The 16,171-nt window shown below is 60.4% G+C and carries 13 protein-coding genes and 8 pseudogenes; 5 read left to right on the forward strand and 16 right to left on the reverse strand.

Going from position 1 to position 16,171, the window contains the following annotated elements; genetic code table 11:
- Nucleotides 1-181 precede the first annotated feature (181 nt).
- Nucleotides 182-1,021 (forward strand): IS5 family transposase, encoded by an 840-nt coding sequence (locus tag AC5WJ1_RS29740; RefSeq protein WP_494477397.1) that lies wholly within the window; start codon nucleotides 182-184, stop codon nucleotides 1,019-1,021.
- Between the two features lie 28 nt (nucleotides 1,022-1,049).
- Here AC5WJ1_RS29740 and AC5WJ1_RS29745 read toward each other — a convergent pair whose 3' ends face one another.
- The 4 genes and pseudogenes from AC5WJ1_RS29745 to AC5WJ1_RS29760 all read right to left on the reverse strand — a co-directional run.
- Nucleotides 1,050-1,787 carry an IS6 family transposase gene (locus AC5WJ1_RS29745; protein WP_494477068.1) on the reverse strand — a complete coding sequence of 246 codons (738 nt, stop codon included), beginning with the start codon at nucleotides 1,785-1,787 and terminating at the stop codon, nucleotides 1,050-1,052.
- 473 nt (nucleotides 1,788-2,260) lie between these two features.
- Complete coding sequence (locus tag AC5WJ1_RS29750; protein ID WP_435385428.1) at nucleotides 2,261-3,274, reverse strand: IS110 family RNA-guided transposase; 1,014 nt, start codon at nucleotides 3,272-3,274, stop codon at nucleotides 2,261-2,263.
- A gap of 84 nt (nucleotides 3,275-3,358) precedes the next feature.
- Nucleotides 3,359-3,552 (reverse strand): annotated as a pseudogene (locus tag AC5WJ1_RS29755) (IS110 family transposase); the annotation flags it as partial.
- Between the two features lie 37 nt (nucleotides 3,553-3,589).
- Nucleotides 3,590-3,832 (reverse strand): annotated as a pseudogene (locus AC5WJ1_RS29760) (IS6 family transposase); the annotation flags it as partial.
- A gap of 77 nt (nucleotides 3,833-3,909) precedes the next feature.
- On the opposite strand from AC5WJ1_RS29760, the pseudogene AC5WJ1_RS29765 reads away from it, so the two are divergent.
- Nucleotides 3,910-4,156 (forward strand): annotated as a pseudogene (locus AC5WJ1_RS29765) (transposase); the annotation flags it as partial.
- Nucleotides 4,157-4,201: 45 nt separating this feature from the next.
- Here the strand turns inward: AC5WJ1_RS29765 and AC5WJ1_RS29770 are convergent.
- The 9 genes and pseudogenes from AC5WJ1_RS29770 to AC5WJ1_RS29810 all read right to left on the reverse strand — a co-directional run.
- Nucleotides 4,202-4,354 (reverse strand): annotated as a pseudogene (locus AC5WJ1_RS29770) (IS110 family RNA-guided transposase); the annotation flags it as partial.
- 125 nt (nucleotides 4,355-4,479) lie between these two features.
- Nucleotides 4,480-4,956 (reverse strand): hypothetical protein, encoded by a 477-nt coding sequence (locus tag AC5WJ1_RS29775; protein WP_494477069.1) that lies wholly within the window; start codon nucleotides 4,954-4,956, stop codon nucleotides 4,480-4,482.
- Nucleotides 4,957-5,097: 141 nt separating this feature from the next.
- Complete coding sequence (locus tag AC5WJ1_RS29780; RefSeq protein ID WP_494477070.1) at nucleotides 5,098-5,490, reverse strand: hypothetical protein; 393 nt, start codon at nucleotides 5,488-5,490, stop codon at nucleotides 5,098-5,100.
- Between the two features lie 98 nt (nucleotides 5,491-5,588).
- Complete coding sequence (locus tag AC5WJ1_RS29785) at nucleotides 5,589-6,026, reverse strand: hypothetical protein (protein ID WP_494477398.1); 438 nt, start codon at nucleotides 6,024-6,026, stop codon at nucleotides 5,589-5,591.
- 686 nt (nucleotides 6,027-6,712) lie between these two features.
- Complete coding sequence (locus AC5WJ1_RS29790) at nucleotides 6,713-7,801, reverse strand: alginate lyase family protein (RefSeq protein WP_494477071.1); 1,089 nt, start codon at nucleotides 7,799-7,801, stop codon at nucleotides 6,713-6,715.
- A 316-nt stretch (nucleotides 7,802-8,117) separates the two neighbouring features.
- Nucleotides 8,118-8,558: pseudogene (locus AC5WJ1_RS29795) on the reverse strand (IS6 family transposase); the annotation flags it as partial.
- A 463-nt stretch (nucleotides 8,559-9,021) separates the two neighbouring features.
- The gene (gene bamE, locus AC5WJ1_RS29800; RefSeq protein WP_494477072.1) at nucleotides 9,022-9,393 is read right to left on the reverse strand and encodes an outer membrane protein assembly factor BamE domain-containing protein; all 372 of its coding nucleotides are present in this window, start codon (nucleotides 9,391-9,393) and stop codon (nucleotides 9,022-9,024) included.
- A 391-nt stretch (nucleotides 9,394-9,784) separates the two neighbouring features.
- Nucleotides 9,785-10,066 carry an ISAs1 family transposase gene (locus AC5WJ1_RS29805; RefSeq protein WP_494477073.1) on the reverse strand — a complete coding sequence of 94 codons (282 nt, stop codon included), beginning with the start codon at nucleotides 10,064-10,066 and terminating at the stop codon, nucleotides 9,785-9,787.
- A 77-nt stretch (nucleotides 10,067-10,143) separates the two neighbouring features.
- A pseudogene (locus AC5WJ1_RS29810) lies at nucleotides 10,144-10,842 on the reverse strand (ISAs1 family transposase); the annotation flags it as partial.
- 102 nt (nucleotides 10,843-10,944) lie between these two features.
- Here AC5WJ1_RS29810 and AC5WJ1_RS29815 point away from each other — a divergent pair.
- Nucleotides 10,945-11,391: a DUF7696 family protein gene (locus AC5WJ1_RS29815; RefSeq protein WP_494477074.1), complete on the forward strand. Its 447-nt coding sequence runs from the start codon at nucleotides 10,945-10,947 to the stop codon at nucleotides 11,389-11,391.
- On the opposite strand, the gene AC5WJ1_RS29820 is transcribed toward AC5WJ1_RS29815, so the two are convergent.
- From AC5WJ1_RS29820 to AC5WJ1_RS29830, 3 genes and pseudogenes are all read right to left on the reverse strand, one after another.
- Complete coding sequence (locus AC5WJ1_RS29820) at nucleotides 11,310-12,041, reverse strand: IS6 family transposase (protein WP_494477075.1); 732 nt, start codon at nucleotides 12,039-12,041, stop codon at nucleotides 11,310-11,312. The two genes, AC5WJ1_RS29815 and AC5WJ1_RS29820, sit on opposite strands and share 82 nt — an antisense overlap.
- Nucleotides 12,042-12,114: 73 nt before the next feature.
- Nucleotides 12,115-12,847 (reverse strand): annotated as a pseudogene (locus AC5WJ1_RS29825) (IS6 family transposase).
- Nucleotides 12,848-12,884: 37 nt separating this feature from the next.
- Nucleotides 12,885-13,277: pseudogene (locus AC5WJ1_RS29830) on the reverse strand (IS6 family transposase); the annotation flags it as partial.
- Nucleotides 13,278-13,700: 423 nt separating this feature from the next.
- Between AC5WJ1_RS29830 and AC5WJ1_RS29835 the strand changes: the two are divergent.
- Both AC5WJ1_RS29835 and AC5WJ1_RS29840 read left to right on the forward strand, forming a co-directional pair.
- Nucleotides 13,701-14,948, forward strand: a complete 1,248-nt coding sequence (locus AC5WJ1_RS29835) for a CaiB/BaiF CoA transferase family protein (RefSeq protein WP_494477076.1) — start codon at nucleotides 13,701-13,703, stop codon at nucleotides 14,946-14,948.
- Nucleotides 14,949-15,070: 122 nt separating this feature from the next.
- The gene (locus tag AC5WJ1_RS29840; protein WP_494477077.1) at nucleotides 15,071-16,048 is read left to right on the forward strand and encodes a Bug family tripartite tricarboxylate transporter substrate binding protein; all 978 of its coding nucleotides are present in this window, start codon (nucleotides 15,071-15,073) and stop codon (nucleotides 16,046-16,048) included.
- Nucleotides 16,049-16,171 lie beyond the last annotated feature (123 nt).

Consider the following 16,171-nt stretch of genomic DNA (forward strand, 5'->3'; position numbering starts at 1 on the left):
TAGCAAGACAAGGCAGTGGCGAGCGAGCCCGGTGATCAGGAAGCGGTTGACGGATTTTGGGGGCGTTGTTGCACAAATCCGCCCGGCGCACGGCGAGTTGACGTTTACGCGCAACGGTCTGAGCAGATAGCGCTGTAAACAATCGGGCCGGGTGCGTAGATTCTCGTCTTTTGCCGGGAAGTTGCGCAGGGACACACAGAAGCAAGCCGAGCCCAAGGGCATCTATCGCGTCAAGAACTGGGCGCAATACAACGCCGGTCTGATTGCAAGGGGAGACGTCACGATGTGGATAGACCAAAGCGTGTTGGCGTCGCCCGGCGTGGGTGTATCCAAGCGCGGCCGCCCGTGCGTCTATTCGGATGCTGTCATTCAGATGCTGCTTGGGCTCAAGCAAGTGTTCCGCCTGCCGTTGCGCGCGCTGCAAGGCTTTGCCATGAGCCTGCGCAAGCTTGCCTTCGCGGACCTGCCGGCGCCGAACTACTCGACCCTGAGCCGTCGCGCACAGGACTTGGAGGTCGTTCTGCCCGCGCTGCGCGCGGGGCAAACGCTGCATCTGGTGGTCGACAGCACCGGCCTGAAGGTGTTCGGTGAAGGCGAATGGAAGGTGCGCAAGCACGGCTATTCCAAGCGTCGCACGTGGCGCAAAGTCCATCTGGCGATGGACGCCAACAGCGGACAGATATGCGCGGCGTTGATGACCCATCAGGACGTCGGCGATGCCGACGTGTTGCCTGATTTGCTCGACCAGTTGCCGCCCGACACGCCCGTGGACATCGTTGGCGGCGATGGCGCGTACGACACCAAGTCGTGCCATGCAGTGATTGCCGCCACAGACGCGCAACCGTCGATTCCGCCGCGCGAGGGCGCGATGCCGTGGCCTGAAACCACGCCCGGTGCGGCATGGCGCAATGCGGCCATCGACACCATTGCAACGAGCAGCAGACGCGAGGTGGCAATCCGCGCGGACGTGCTCAACCACATGAATGAGCTTGCTCGCCCGCAGTCCGTCCGTATTGCCTGAATTTCGCCTCTCAGGGGTTGCTCCGTCTTCAAATTCGATTTGTGCAACAACACCGATTTTGGGCCACTTCAGTGAATTCATGCCAGGCGGCAAACCTCGCGGCAAGCTTGCGATAGAGCGAAGCACGCAACAGATGCCGTTTCAGCGCGAAGTGCTGCCGGATCGGGCCGAAGTTCGACAGGAACGCCTGGGTGCGCTTCGGGTCGCGGAATCCACGCATGCGCCGCTCGCGTTCACGGGTCGGCTGGTGGCTGTTCTCGGCGCGATTGTTCACGCGAGCGGCAGCCTTCACGAATACATGTTTGACGCCGGCCAGCTCCGGGATGTCGGCCTTTGCGGCCGGGTAGCTGCGCAGCTGGTCGGTGACGATCTGGTGCGGCGCCGGGCAGGAACGCAGCACGCGTAGGAAGAAGCGTTTGGCCGCAGCCTTGTCGCGCCGCTTCTGTAGCAGGATGTCGAGTTCAGCGCCATGTTCGTCGACCGCCCGCCACAGCAGGTAGGGCTCGCCGCGCAGCGACACGAACATCTCGTCGAGGTGCCAGGTGGTGCCCGGCTTGCGCCGCGCAGCCTTGACGCGATGCGCGAAGCCAGCGCCGAATTTGTCGCACCAGCGGCGGATCGTATCGTAGCTGACGACCACGCCACGCTCGAACAGCAATTCCTCAATGTCGCGCAGACTGAGATTGAAACGGAAATACCAACGCACCGCACAGCTGATGACGACGGCAGGGAAACGGTGACCGTGATAGCGCGACTTCTTCTTCATCGCGCCATCTTACGCGACCTCGCCAACGTGACACCCATTAGCCGACCCGAGTCAAGGGACAACACTACCCCGTCGTTGGGTGCAGGGGTGATGCAGCAGTACATCACCCCTGCACCCAACGAAACATTCGGCAATCACTACCGTGCTGCTCTTGGAGCGAAATCGCGCCCATGTTTTCGTTTGGCTGGCTGCGAACTGAATCGCGCCAGACACCCATCGGGATCAAGCTGGCTGCGCCAATATCCGCAGCCGCCCTGGCGGCGCTGACCGCCCCAGAAAACCATCGGTGCCAGACCGTGTCCAAAGGCGTATTTACAATGCCTTGGCTATCGCACGCGACGCCAGTCTTTAGGTGGCTCACGGCCTGGGCGATTCAATCATCCGCAAACAGTCGGTCGGCGCAGGGGAGCGTCCAATCAAAGCCCTGGTTGCAGGCCAGTCACGTTACTGGCTCGCCAACTTGCGCCGAACCATCAAACAAAGCATCGGTTCACATCGAATGGCTGCTGCTCGCGCAGCATGTAGTAACAGGCGCGCGCTAGTTTGTGGGCCACGGCCTTGAGCGCGACAAACCGGTTCGTGGCGCGAAGCTTGCGTTCATAGAAGCGCCGCGCCGGTAAGCATTGGCGCAAGGTGAAATTGGCCGCCTCGACGAAGGCCCACGCGAGATACGCATTGCCGTTGCGGGTGTTGCCTTCGCCTTTCTTCTTGCCATTACTTTGCCGTGCGCTGTCCACGCAGCGGCAATACGAACTGAATTTGCCGACCTCCGCAAACCGCGTTGGCGTTCCGGTCTCCAGCATGATGGTGGTGGCCAGCGTTTCACCGATCCCGGGCACGGTCTTCAGCAGAAGATACTCGGCTCGTAGTTTGACGCATTCGGTTAGCCGTTTCTCGAGGATGGCAATCTGTTGTTGCAACGCGTCGCTGATCGCAAGATTTGCCTTGACCGCGAGTGCGACGTCCGCCGGCAGGCCGATCGCGTCCACTTGCTCGGTGGTCATGCGCTTGACCGTGCGACTGCTCATTGACTTGCCCGTATGGCGCGCGAAGAGGTTCTCGATCGCCAGAATCTGGGCGGTTCGGCACCGGACTAGCTGGATCCGCTTGCGAGCCAAGTCGCGTGCAGCCCGCTGCTCGCGTGGATAGATGTAACCTTCAGGCAATAGCCCCAGACGTAGCAACTGCGCCAGATAGGCGGCATCGGCCGCGTCTCCGCTATGCTTCAATCCTTCGTACCGCTTGATCGCTGCGACGTGCGCCAGATGAACCTGGTAGCCGGCATCCATTAACCCATCCACCAGCCAGTACCAGTTGTAGGTCGATTCCACCACGACGCCAACCAGCTCATCCTGGTGGGCAGCAAGGGCCGACAGGATCTGCTCCAGATCATTGGGCAGACGCCGTTGTAGCACGATACGATCCTCCACATCGCTGACCACCACCACACTGTTATTCGAGTGCAGGTCTATTCCGCAGTACTTCATGTCGGCCTCCGTCAGGTCAAAGTGCACGTCCCACCTTGACTCTAACCTCACCACTTCTCAGGGCGAGGCCACGACCGGCTATATGATTATCAAAGCCGCCTGCTGTGCTTCGGTTTTTACTGCCACGCCTTGCCGGGCTGCTGCACGGCCAGCCAGATCGCCCGGGCGTCCGCTGCATCGCTCTTGTTGCGGATGTTAAACGCCTTGACGAATTCGGCCGGCATCAACTTCACCCCGTGCCCTAGTTTTGTGAGTTGCCGTGCCCAGTGTTGTGAACCTTGTATCTTTCTCCAGGTGGTGGTTAGCTACCATCACGTCCATGCGCCAGCTCTTGCCCACCGGTCGCTTGTGCCGGCGGAAGATCTTGTTCAACGCTGGCAGCAATTTGAGCGCCCAGCGGTGCACGGTCGAATGGTCCACCGAGATGCCACGCTCGGCCATCATCTCTTCGAGATGGCGCAGGCTCAGCGGATAGGCCACATACCAGCGCACGCAGGTCAGCATCACCTCCAGTGGGTAGTGCAGGCGCTTCAATACCTTCGCAATTTCCGGATTCATCACCGCTGCCCACACTGGCCGAGTTCGACTCCGGAAATTCTACCCCGAGCTTACTGCGACAAAACCCGATTCAGTCCACGAACGTCATGCGATCCAAGGTCGAGCCAATGAAGGAGGTCGCGTGCATGATCCGCAAGCATTTCGACGGCATCGTTGCATGGGTCCCAGACGCGCCAGAGCAATGGCTTCCTGGAGGCGCTCAACGGCCTGTTCCAAGCCGAGCGCAAGGCCCGCGGTTATGTGAGTTTCAAAACCATGCGCACCGTGATCTTCCTGATCGCCGGAAAGCTCGACTTCTCCGCGATTAACCCGCATGCCGCATAACCCACTCATTTTTCAAAAGAGCCAAATTTGACAATACCTCTTACTTCCCACCAGCTCGTCACGATGCGGCGCCAGGGCCGTCCGGATCTGGACCGGATCGTTTGGTAACCGCCGCTGGTAGATAACCCGATCAGCTTCATCGCTGACCACAACCACACTGTTGTTCGAGTGCAGGTCGATTCCACTAAACTTGTTCATGCTGGCCTCCTGTGCGTCACGTCGGTGTTCGCAACTCGACTCTACGTCAGCCGTTCGACACGAACGGAGGGGAGGCCGGCTATATGATTATCAGAGCCGCTTATTGCGACAAAACCCACTGCCGCCTATCGCTTGTCGATCTTCAGTTCATCCAAGGAGAACTTCATCACCGCCGTTTGCACTAGGTCCGTCATCTGGGCAATCGGCATCTGGGCCGTGTAGCACCGAAGGTCAGCCACGCATGACCGGCATGCCTGGATGTCATCGAGGGTCAGGACCTCATCACGCTCGACCTTGTCTGCGAGCAGGTGCAAGGCTTGCGTGCCGGGGCAGCCGGAGTCACGCATGTGCGCGATGTCGTAGGTTTCCGCTAAGCCCCTCACGCTATCGACCACGTAATAGGTCTTGCCGACATCAGCTGCGTAGTAGATTACCTCTCCGGCTTCGGAAACGTCGAGTGCCTCACCACGCTCAATTTCGTTCAGCAACCGTTCTAGGGGCGCAAATGACGCATTGAGCTTCCACGGTTGCAGCCGCAGAGAGCCCTGCGACGCCGCGCTGCGCGGCCGGTATGGCTTGCGCGGCTTCTTTGTCTTGCCCATCTATCTACCTCATCATCTACAAGCATGACGCAAGCACGTGCTCGCCAGATCAGTCGCATTTGGAATGCCCAAAGTCATCAGTGCCGGGCGAGACGGCACTGTCAGGTTGGCCCTTGGGAATAAAGGGGCGGCATCGCTGGCCTACTGCAGATTGCCCCAGCGTGCGACTGCGGGCTCGGCAACAGCCCACTTCCATTGGCCCTGTTGCTGGCAGGCGGTGGTGAAGAACCAGTTTGGCGACGGCGCCTTTTCGTCCTTGCCCGCGTCCTCGACCGAGAACAGCGCTTCCTTGCACTGCGCGAGCGGGCTGTCGATGGCGCGCACCACGCGCAGCGAGCCTTGCTGGTTGCCGTAGGGGATCGTGTGGCGGAATTCCCAGCGTTGCTCGGCACCAACCGGCGTAACGCCGATCATGGCGGCGATGCTGTCTTGTTCGTCCCGCTGCCAGTTGCGGAAGACGTACTTGCTGGTGGCGTCAGCCGCGGCGCTCACGCCTATGGCGACGCTGTAGCCGACGATGGGGTTGGCCGTCATGGCGCCGGTGGCGACGCCTGCGACCGCCCCCGTGAGGTCGCCGACCGAACTGCAGGCAGAGAGGGCGGCTCCTGCCGCCAGAGCGAGTACGACCGCCCTCATTGCAGTGCGCCCCAGCGTTCGGTGGCGGGTTCTGCGGAGGCCCATTTCCAGTTCGGACCATCCTGGCAAACCACGGCGACGTAGAACGCGTTGCCCTTGGCCACATCGTCCACGGAGAAGATGATCTCCTTGCAGTTAAGCTGCTTGTCGCCAAGCAGGCGGGTCACCGTGACGCGGCCTTTCTCGTCTGGCTCCAGCGGCACCGTGTGCGCCGTCTGCCAGTTGTTGACGGCGCCGACACTGAGCTTGCCCGCGGCCTGCGCGATCTGATCCTGGGCGGCGCCGTGGATCTTACGCTGGCTGTATTGGAGGGCGGCCTTCGCGCCGGCTTGCACGCCAAGGCCAATGCCGGTGGCGATGGCGGCATTGTCAGTCACTGCGCCGGCAATGGCGGCGCCTCCCATGCCTGCCACCGCTGCGGTACCCTCTCCCATCAGGGAACTGCACCCCGTGAGCGTTATGACGCTGGCCGATAAGGCCGCAACACAGGCGCAGCGCACGGAAAATCTTGTCGACAAGGGTTCACCAATCAAGCTGTACACGGACCCGACCCAATTCTCGCGCTGCTGCAAAACGATCATCATATCCCTGGTCCGAGAATATTCGCCTGGAGGCTCTTTCGCAATAAGCGAGCTAGGATGTGAAAGCTCCTTGGCTCGTACGGCCTTATGCTGCCAGCGAACAGAATTGCTCTGCAGCGGGCGGATTTGCCCCAATGAGGCATCGCATCTGCCCCTTGGTATCCTGTGCATGAGCTTCTACCTGCCCAGCCGGATGCTGGCGCAGCGGAAAGTCGGGACGGGCAGTGCAGGCTTGGAAAGCCTAAATGCAGGGCCTTACCGAAACGAGGGAACGATCAGGCAGGTAGTGTAGGGAACCTGATCGCGGAAAAGCTGAACAATTGTCATCAGCGGTAGGGGTCTGGTGGCTTGGTCATGACATTCAATACCCCTTGTTTTTGCCAGTATTGATGAGAACGTCGCTACTCACACTCCGTTGCTGATGCAACACAGGCCCATCGCCAGAAAGCGCTGGCGTGCAGTCCGCACGTTGGTTTTTCATGTTGAGCACGCCCGCCGAGCCTATTAAGGTCACCTTCAATCAAGCATACCGGCGCGGTTTAATTTCCATTAAAAACTTTATTAAATAATGTTCGATGCCCGTGCTGATTAAGTGCCTGCTCCGCATTGCGGTCTGTATAGTATTGCCTTAATATGTTGTAGTAATCTATGTTGTACACATCCTCCAGCTTTCCATTGTTTGATTCATAATACGGAAAACTCTGTGGATTCATTACAAAAGATGCTGATTTTGCATAAGCAATCGCGAGCAAATGACTGGCCGGCTGCTTATTAAATTGATTTTTCCCAAAAGACACGAAAACCTGACCAGCCATTGATGCTGGTAGCAACGCCCAATGAGTATAGGCTATTCCTCTTATGCCCTTTGTTGGTCCGCCGTGATAATTGTTGGTATTACTGCGATCGATCTCTTTCCACAATGTACCATCCGGTGCCACCGCCCCCTCAAGCCATTCCTGCCACTCTAACTCTGTCGCCTTTAGATTGCCAAGGTCGCTCAAATACCCATAAATACTAGCTTTGAGCAAAATTTCCCACATTCCAGTATTGCCCTTGTCCTTTTTTATGGTATCAGTAACCGGCAAAATTATTTGCCGAAGCCAGGTTCGAAAATTTTTATCATCCCAATGATTAGCACCAGCGATCCAGCTCGCAGGAATGACCATTTTGTACAGCGTGAAGTTGACATTCTGCCCAGACTGGTGCGAACTAACTTTTGTTAGTGTATTGCTCCAACTATCAATCACCCGTTGTGCGACAGCAGCATATTTTGGATCCTTGGTTATTTGATAGCAGAGTGCTTGAGCCAGCACTTGCTCACTATCTTTCCGCAAGGTGCCTGAAACTTGTTTTGATGCGGTGTTTACCCCAGTTGCGGTGTAGTGAGGAGGCTCCTTCAACTCCGCAGTCGGCGTGGCTGTGTAATTTATATTTTTGTCGCAGTTATTGATTTCATTTTTCCATGGAGCTGGATTCTCTCGCAATTTTTCAAATTGCGCATCAGTAATAAGCAATAAAGGAGTGCCCCTGGAATTTTCCGCGATGGCATGGGAGTTCAGAGCTAGCGTTACTGATATGGGGATCAGTAATTTTTTCGCATATTTATAAAGAATCTTTGATGCTGCCATTGTTGCTCTCCTTGCTTAAGTGCTCCGTGCAAACGGATTGGAAGTTGAGACGTTTGGGTATGCGGGCAATCCGAAGAGGTTTGCATAGCGATGGGCGTCCATTCCATTAACGCCCCAAAAAGGTCTCAGATTTTAGACCTTTGGGTCTGAAAAATTAGACCTTCCTCTAGCTCCGGTATGGCTTTGCGGGAGATCTGCGCTAACCGCGCCTGAGTCAAGGCGAAGCTGCCCGCGCTGCTCTAGCTCTCTGCGATGTTCGTCATCGGGCTCTGTCGCTGTAAGGGAGCGAAGACGAGAGACTCCTGAGGGGAAAACACAGGGCCACCAGGTTGGATGCGCTGCCGTCGATGGTCACCGTGTCAGGCTGGCCGTGCTGCGCGATGGCCTTCTCGAAAAACCGCCGCGCCGCAGCCTTGTCACGCTGGGCGCGCAGCAGGAAGTCGATGGTATGGCCCGCCTTGTCGACCGCCCGGTACAAATACTTCCACTGGCCGCGTACCAGGATGTAGGTCTCGTCCATGCGCCAGCTTTTCCCCACTGGGCGCTTGGAGCGGCGAAAGATTCTGTTTAGCGCTGCCCGCAATTTGAGCGCCCAGCGGTGCACGGTCGAATGGTCCACCGAGATGCCACGCTCGGCCATCATCTCCTCGAGATGGCGCAGGCTCAGCGGATAGGCCACATACCAGCGCACGCAGGTCAGCATCACCTCCAGTGGGTAGTGCAGGCGCTTCAATACCTTCGCAATTTCCGGATTCATCACCGCTGCCCACACTGGCCGAGTTCGACTCCGGGAAATTCTACCCCGAGCTTACTGCGACAAAACCGTTTTCCGATGGGGCGGAACTTGGTCATTTGGCAAGTGGTCCTTGCGAATTGTGCGATAGGGATTTCCGTTGCTGATGTCCGCATCGCTCCCAACCCGCTCGCCTGCGTAAGCACCTGTTCATGATCGAGCAGGCCATCCGTCGAGGAGTTTGTCGGACGACCGTTGTCGAAATCTTGCAAGCCCACATCCCAGACATCAGCCTCAAGTCTTTTGATACCGCGTTTTGCCGCCTGCACAGGCGCAGCCAGCTCGCAGGTAATACCGGCCTGGCTGTTGCGCCGGTGGTGGCAGCACAAGTGGCCAGTCTATTTCGGCCGCACCAACGCCGACGGCGTGGACACCACCACCAACGCTGCAAGGCGTTTCGTACCTGATCTTCCATGCAAGTTATACGCTAGCCGGGCATCGTCGACGCAGGCGATGGCTTGGGTAGGAAATAGGTAATAGAGCATTCGGCCGGTTCGGTGCGATCCACGACTTCCATATCGGCAAAATACACAGCGTAGTCAGCGCTGCGGTTCGCCTTGGACAGGCGGTAGTGGTAGCAGCTTCTGCCGTTTGCCATCATTACCGACGCCGGTGGTCCCAGGAATTCCCGCACTTGCTCCCGCGTCCAGCCCGATGCGATAGCCTGCTCGGCCTGTGCGAGGCCGGGGGCCGGTTTGGCTTCAATAGCCACGGCGGGTGCATCGCGATGCATGAAGTCGGCTACCGCGAGAACGCCAAATGCGACACCAACGATGCCGGCAACTGCTGTCAGGGCCATGGCCGAACCTCTGTCTGGATGAGGGGGCGCAGGATTGGCGCAGCAGTAGGAAGGCGGCGCCTGGAACGCAGAAGCGTAGTGCACTGAAAGCCGCAAGGTACTCCACATGCAGCCGCACTCGCGGCGAGGCCACGGTATGCAGCTTGGGGATTAACACTACTGCCATGAAAGGGGCAGCCACAACGCAAACATAAGAGAGTGCGGCGAGGTATCGACAATGAAAATGCTCCCACCGGAAAAGGGTGGGAGCAAATAGAGACTTCGCAGATCGGAAGCGCCCCCACTCAGATCTGAGTGGGGGAATGCTACCGGCTTGCGGCGCGCGGAAATCTCAACAATTGCAACAACCAGAAGATTCTCGCAGGGGCATCGCATGAAATGTGACGGATTTCTAAACGTCGTTCCGGCCAAGCAATTGAGCCAGATAGCAGTCATTAGCGCAGGCCAGCATGCGGCGGTTCTTCAAACCGGCTTTGGTGGTGCGATCCTGTCGTAGCAGGTTCATAGCAATGCGTCTGAGGATGGCGAAGTTCTGCGCTGCATTCTGGACACGCACTCGGCACCGGTCTTCGTCGAAGGCCAAGTCCAGGGCCCAATGCATGCCGTTCTCGATGGCCCAGTGTGATCGGATTGCGTGGGCGATTCGCGCGGGGTCCGGCGGCAAGCTGGACACTTAGTAACTCGTTCCTTTGCAACGCTGTCCCCGATTTCCCTCGTGGACTCTATGATGGCTGCCGAGCGTGCGTGAGGCCATGGGGCGAAGCCGACATTCGCTGTGCTTTGGCGCAGCTTGGCCCAGTCGATCACCGTACAGTGGCGTGTTTCGATGCGCCCGTGCTCCTTGTCAATGTCGCGATGCTCGCGTACCACTTGATTGCGCCTGTCGGCCGGGAGATGCTCGATCGCCGCAAGCGCATTGTGGATGAGCGCCAGCGGCGTGGGCTGGTTTGCCTTGACGGCTAGCACATAGTCCGCGCCGGCGGTCACAATCTGTCGGGCAATCGCCTGCTGGCAACCCATCGCATCGATGGTGACGATTGCGCCCTTGAGCAGCAGGGCGTAGAGCAACTCTGGAATCGCCGTGCTCTCATTGCTCTTCCCGGCTGTGCGCACCTGTCCTAGCACCATGCCCAGACCAGCCCCATAGGCCGAAACCAGGTGAATCGCGCGCTGACCGCGCTGATGTGAGCCGCGCACGGCCTTGCCATCGATCGCCACCACCTGGTCAGCCAGGGTGGGAAACAGGTGCTGAGTCCACCGGATAAAGCAGGTCTCAAACTGCGTGGGATTGAGCGCTGCGAACACCCGCCCGAAGGTATCGTGGGAGGGAATGCTATTGGTCAGGGGGATGTGGCGGCGCAGCCAATCAAGCTTAGCGTTCTCCCACAACTCGATCCCGACCCAGCTATCCGCACCCGCCAGAATCGCGCAGAGCGCGACCGCCAGCATCTCCGGGCACTGTCAACTTGCCGATAGGGAGGCAAGTTGACAGTGCCCTCCCCAGATGGAGGGCATTTTTGTTTGTAGGAACCCTCGAACAGGAACACAGCCATGCTGTCTGCCATCGATCAGAATTCCGAGATTCGTGCCGCGATCGCGGCCACGCTCGCCCGCCGCCGGCCCGACTACGTCGGACAACCGAATGCGTGGCTCAATTTGTGTGAAGCGGCCCATGTGGCCGGTCTAGCGGAACCCGCCCGAGCGGCGTTCCTTTCCGAAGTAACGACCCAGCGCGGGGCCGACATAGCCCTGCGCCTTCGGGAGCATGCTGCGTCCATCCGCGTCGCCGTCGTTCAGGATCTTGAACAACGTAGGAGCAACGCATCATGCAACGAGCCATTGGCTACACCGACTTCAACCAACGGCACTGTCAACTTGCCGATAGGGAGGCAAGGCCGTGACGGCGGGCCTATTGCTCAGGAAGCGGTTGACGGATTTTTGGCCACTTCGGTGAATTCGTGCCAGGTAGCGAATCTCGCAGCGAGGTGTTTGCGATAGAGCGAAGCGCGCAGCAAATGACGCTTGAGCGCGAAGTGCTGTCGGATCGGGCCGAAGTTCGACAGGAAGGCCTGCGTGCGCTTCGGGTCGCGGAATCCACGCATGCGCCGCTCGCGTTCACGGGTCGGGTGGTGGCTGTTCTCGGCGCGATTGTTCACGCGAGCGGCAGCCTTCACGAACACGTGCTTGACGCTGGCCAGCGCCGGGATGTCGGCCTTTGCGGCCGGATAGCTGCGCAGTTGATCCGTGACAATCTGGCGCGGCGCTGGGCAGGAACGCAGCACGCGCAGGAAGAAGCGTTTGGCCGCGGCCTTGTCGCGCCGCTTCTGCAGCAGGATGTCGAGTTCGGCGCCATGCTCGTCGACCGCCCGCCATAGCAGGTAGGGTTCGCCGCGCAGCGTCACGAACATCTCGTCGAGATGCCAGGTGGTCCCCGGCTTGCGCCGTGCGGCCTTGACGCGATGCGCGAACCCCGCGCCGAATTTATCGCACCAGCGGCGAATGGTCTCGTAGGTCACGACGACACCGCGCTCGAACAGCAGTTCCTCGATATCGCGCAGGCTCAGGTTGAACCTGAAATACCAGCGCACCGCGCAGCTGATGATGACGGCGGGGAAACGGTGACCGCGATAGAGCGATTTCTTCTTCATCGCGACATCTTACGCGACCTCGCCAACGTGACAGTGCCATAGGGAGGCAAGGCCGTGACGGCGGGCCTATTGCTCAGGAAGCGGTTGACGGATTTTTGGCCACTTCGGTGAATTCGTGCCAGGTAGCGAATCTCGCAGCGAGGTGTTTGCGATAGAGCGAAGCGCGCAGCAAATGACGCTTGAGCGCGAAGTGCTGCCGGATCGGGCCGAAGTTCGACAGGAAGGCCTGCGTGCGCTTCGGGTCGCGGAATCCACGCATGCGCCGCTCGCGTTCACGGGTCGGCTGGTGGCTGTTCTCGGCGCGATTGTTCACGCGAGCGGCAGCCTTCACGAACACGTGCTTGACGCTGGCCAGCGCCGGGATGTCGGCCTTTGCGGCCGGATAGCTGCGCAGTTGATCCGTGACAATCTTGCGCGGCGCTGGGCAGGAACGCAGCACGCGTAGGAAGAAGCGTTTGGCCGCGGCCTTGTCGCGCCGCTTCTGCAGCAGGATGTCGAGTTCGGCGCCATGCTCGTCGACCGCCCGCCATAGCAGGTAGGGTTCCGCCGCGCAGCGTCACGAACATCTCGTCGAGATGCCAGGTGGTCCCCGGCTTGCGCCGTGCGGCTTTCACACGATGCGCGAACCCCGCGCCGAATTTATCGCACCAGCGGCGAATTGTCTCGTAGGTCACGACGACACCGCGCTCGAACAGCAGTTCCTCGATATCGCGCAGGCTCAGGTTGAACCTGAAATACCAGCGCACCGCGCAGCTGATGATGACGGCGGGGAAACGGTGGCCGCGATAGAGCGATTTCTTCTTCATCGCGCCATCTTACGCGACCTCGCCAACGTGACAGTGCCTGGCCGTGCTGCGCGATGGCCTTCTCGAAAAACCGCCGTGCTGCGGCCTTGTCACGCTGGGCGCGCAGCAGGAAGTCGATGGTATGGCCCGCCTTGTCGACCGCCCGGTACAGATACTTCCACTGGCCGCGTACCAGGATGTAGGTCTCGTCCATGCGCCAGCTCTTGCCCACCGGTCGCTTGTGCCGGCGGAAGATCTTGTTCAACGCTGGCAGCAGTTTGAGCGCCCAGCGGTGCACGGTCGAATGGTCCACCGAGATGCCACGCTCGGCCATCATCTCTTCGAGATGGCGCAGGCTCAGCGGATAGGCGACATACCAGCGCACGCAGGTCAGCATCACCTCCAGTGGGTAGTGCAGGCGCTTCAATACCTTCGCAATCGCCGCGTTCATCACCACTGCCAACCTTGCCTGAGTTCGATACCGGCTCATTCTACCGGAGGCTTATTGCGACAAAGCCGTGCAGCGCGCCGGCCAGCCGCACGGGACCAGACCAGGGGGATCATCGTCAAGTTCCATTGAACATTTTGTCAATGTGAATGGGGATTGTATAACCCATTTATCCAAGCAAGAATGCTAGGCTGACCGCGATGGGGACCATACCTCGGCCGAGGAGTCTCCCGCTTCCTTCGGGTGCACCCTCGGCGGCGGTGCAATGCGGTCTTCATCACCGCTGCCGACCGTCGTGAGTCCGGCACGCCGCATCCAGGGTGCTGCGCTGCGGCAGCCCTACCGCCATCGCGTGCTGCCAGCCGGACGTAGGCTACGATTTTCAAGGACGGTTCGTGCCCTCGAAACACCCCATGGAGACAAACAATGCAGACGCCCGACCAATCGCAAGGCATCGAGTTCCCGCTTGAGGGCGTGCGCGTACTCGACCTGTCGCGTGTGTTTGCGGGACCGCTGTGTGGCCAGGTCCTGGCCGATTTCGGCGCTGAGGTGGTCAAGGTGGAGCACCCCGGCCGTGGCGACGACACGCGCGACTGGGGCATGCGCATCGGCAAGACCGAGACCACCTACTACAACAGCATGAACCGCAACAAGCGGTCCATCACGCTGGATCTGCAGAGCAAGGAAGGCGTGCAGATTGTCTACGACCTGCTGCCGCAGTTCGACGTGGTCATCCACAATTTCAAGACCGGCGGGGCCGAGAAGCTGGGCCTCGGCTACGAACAGCTCAAGGCCATCAAGCCCGAGCTGATCTACTGCGCGGTTTCCGGCTACAACACCAGCGGCCCCGAGGCCAAGCGTCCCGGTTACGACCTGGTGATCCAGGGTGAGGCCGGGCTCATGGCGCTCAACGGCGAAGCCGACACGCCGCCGCTGAAGTTCGGCGTAGCCGTGGTGGACCTGATGACCGGCATGTATGCCGCGCAGGCGGTGCTGGCGGCCTTGTTCCGCCGCGAGCGCAAGGGCAAGGGCCAGCTGATCGAGATGGCGCTGTACGACTGCGGGCTGATGGTTACCGGCTATTACGGCCTGGACGCCATGCTGCTCGGGCGCGACCCCGCACGCTATGGCAATGCCCATCCGTCCATCGTGCCCTATGGCATGTTCGAGTCCGCCGATGGCCCGCTGATCATCGCCGTGGGCAACAACAGCCAGTTCGACAAGTTCTGCCACCAGGTCATCGAGCGTCCGGACATCGTCGAGGACCCGCGCTATGCCACCAATGTGGAGCGCGCCAAAAACCGCGAGACCTTGACCCCCATGATTACGGGCCTGATCCGCAGCTTTGCGCGCGACCTGCTGCTGGAGCGCATGACGGCCTGCGGCATTCCCTGCGGCAAGGTGGCGGGACTGCACGAGGCATTGACCAGCGAGCGGACCCGCGAGGGCGGCCTGCTGCGCGAGATGCCCCATCCCGTAGCAGGCAGCACGCACGTGTTCGCGCCCCCTTACCGCCTGGATGGCCAGCGCCTGCCGATCCGCAACGCACCGCCGACGCTGGGCGAGGGCACGCGGGCGGTCCTGCAGAGCCTGCTGCAGATGAGCGATGACCAGCTGCAGGCACTGCAGGCCCGCGGCGTGCTGACGCTGCCCGAGGCACCACAGCAGGCCTGACCATTCGCGCCGCGCGGATGCACATGAACGTCCGCGCGACCCCGCCCGGCAAGGGGGGCTTGAGTTCCCTTGCACTGATTCAACCTGGAACAACAATCGTGCGTACTCGAAAATTCACCCGTATGGTCCACTCCCGGCGTCGTGCCATCCTGGCCCTGGCCGCAGTGCCGCTGCTGGTCGGCAGCGCTTTCGCGCAATCCTGGCCGAGCAAGCCGATCAAGCTCGTCGTGCCGTTCCCGCCGGGCGGGCCCACGGATACGGCGTCGCGCATCGTCGGCCAGAAGCTGGCCGAGCGCCTCAAGCAGCCGGTGGTGGTGGAGAACCGCGCCGGTGCATCGGGTTCCATCGCTGCCGCCCAGGTGGCGAAGAGCGCGCCCGACGGCTACACGCTGATGATGCTGGCCACGCCCACGCTGCTGGCGCCGCACCTGTACAAGAAGGCGGGCTACGACACGACCAGGGACTTCACGCCCGTCGCCACCGTCTATGACCTGCCGATCGTGGTGGTGGTCAACCCGACGCTGCTGCCCAACGTGACGGACCTGCCCAAGCTGATCGCACAGGCCAAGGCACAGCCGGGCAAGCTCAACTACACCAGCTCCGGCGCGGGCAGCTTCGGCCACCTGAGCATGGAACTGCTCAAGCAGATGGGCGGCTTCGAGATGCAGCACGTGCCCTACAAGGGCGGCGTGCCCGCGATCAGCGACACCCTCGGTGGCCAGGTCCCGATCATGTACGCCGACCTCGTCGCCGCGCTGCCGCACATCCAGGCGGGCAAGCTGCGTGCCATCGCGGTCGGCTCGCCGCAGCGCGTGAGCATGCTGCCCGACGTCAAGACCATTGCCGAGCAAGGCTTCAAGGGCTACGACGCCGTTTCCTGGGGCGGCCTGCTGGCGCCGCCGGGCACGCCCAAAGAGGTGGTGGACCGCGTCGCCGGTGAGGTCGGCAAGATCCTGGCCGACAAGGATGTCCAGGACAAGCTGCTGAAGGCCGGTGCCATTGCCAACTACCAGGCGCCGGCGCAGATGAGCCAGCGCATCCAGCAGGACTATGCCAAGTGGGGCAAGGTGATCCGCGACAAAGGCATCGCGGTCGAGTAAGCGCCAGCAGGGCGGGCACGCTGCAACGGCGTGCCCACAGCAACGCAATCCGGGGCGGTCAGCGACCGGCATAGGCGAATTCGTTTCTTCCCAGCGAAGCTCGCGCGATGGCATAGGCTAGTC

It is taken from the genome of Cupriavidus sp. MEYA8 (assembly GCF_059278825.1).

Bases quoted from the DNA above. Each gene is read 5' to 3' on its own strand.
- AC5WJ1_RS29785 (WP_494477398.1), bottom strand. From the start codon at position 6,026: ATGGGAGAGGGTACCGCAGCGGTGGCAGGCATGGGAGGCGCCGCCATT.
- AC5WJ1_RS29820 (WP_494477075.1), bottom strand. From the start codon at position 12,041: ATGAAGAAGAAATCGCTCTATCGCGGTCACCGTTTCCCCGCCGTCATC.
- AC5WJ1_RS29750 (WP_435385428.1), bottom strand. From the start codon at position 3,274: ATGAAGTACTGCGGAATAGACCTGCACTCGAATAACAGTGTGGTGGTG.
- AC5WJ1_RS29835 (WP_494477076.1), top strand. From the start codon at position 13,701: ATGCAGACGCCCGACCAATCGCAAGGCATCGAGTTCCCGCTTGAGGGC.
- AC5WJ1_RS29780 (WP_494477070.1), bottom strand. From the start codon at position 5,490: ATGACGGCCAACCCCATCGTCGGCTACAGCGTCGCCATAGGCGTGAGC.
- bamE (WP_494477072.1), bottom strand. From the start codon at position 9,393: ATGGCCCTGACAGCAGTTGCCGGCATCGTTGGTGTCGCATTTGGCGTT.
- AC5WJ1_RS29790 (WP_494477071.1), bottom strand. From the start codon at position 7,801: ATGGCAGCATCAAAGATTCTTTATAAATATGCGAAAAAATTACTGATC.
- AC5WJ1_RS29815 (WP_494477074.1), top strand. From the start codon at position 10,945: ATGCTGTCTGCCATCGATCAGAATTCCGAGATTCGTGCCGCGATCGCG.
- AC5WJ1_RS29745 (WP_494477068.1), bottom strand. From the start codon at position 1,787: ATGAAGAAGAAGTCGCGCTATCACGGTCACCGTTTCCCTGCCGTCGTC.
- AC5WJ1_RS29775 (WP_494477069.1), bottom strand. From the start codon at position 4,956: ATGGGCAAGACAAAGAAGCCGCGCAAGCCATACCGGCCGCGCAGCGCG.
- AC5WJ1_RS29840 (WP_494477077.1), top strand. From the start codon at position 15,071: ATGGTCCACTCCCGGCGTCGTGCCATCCTGGCCCTGGCCGCAGTGCCG.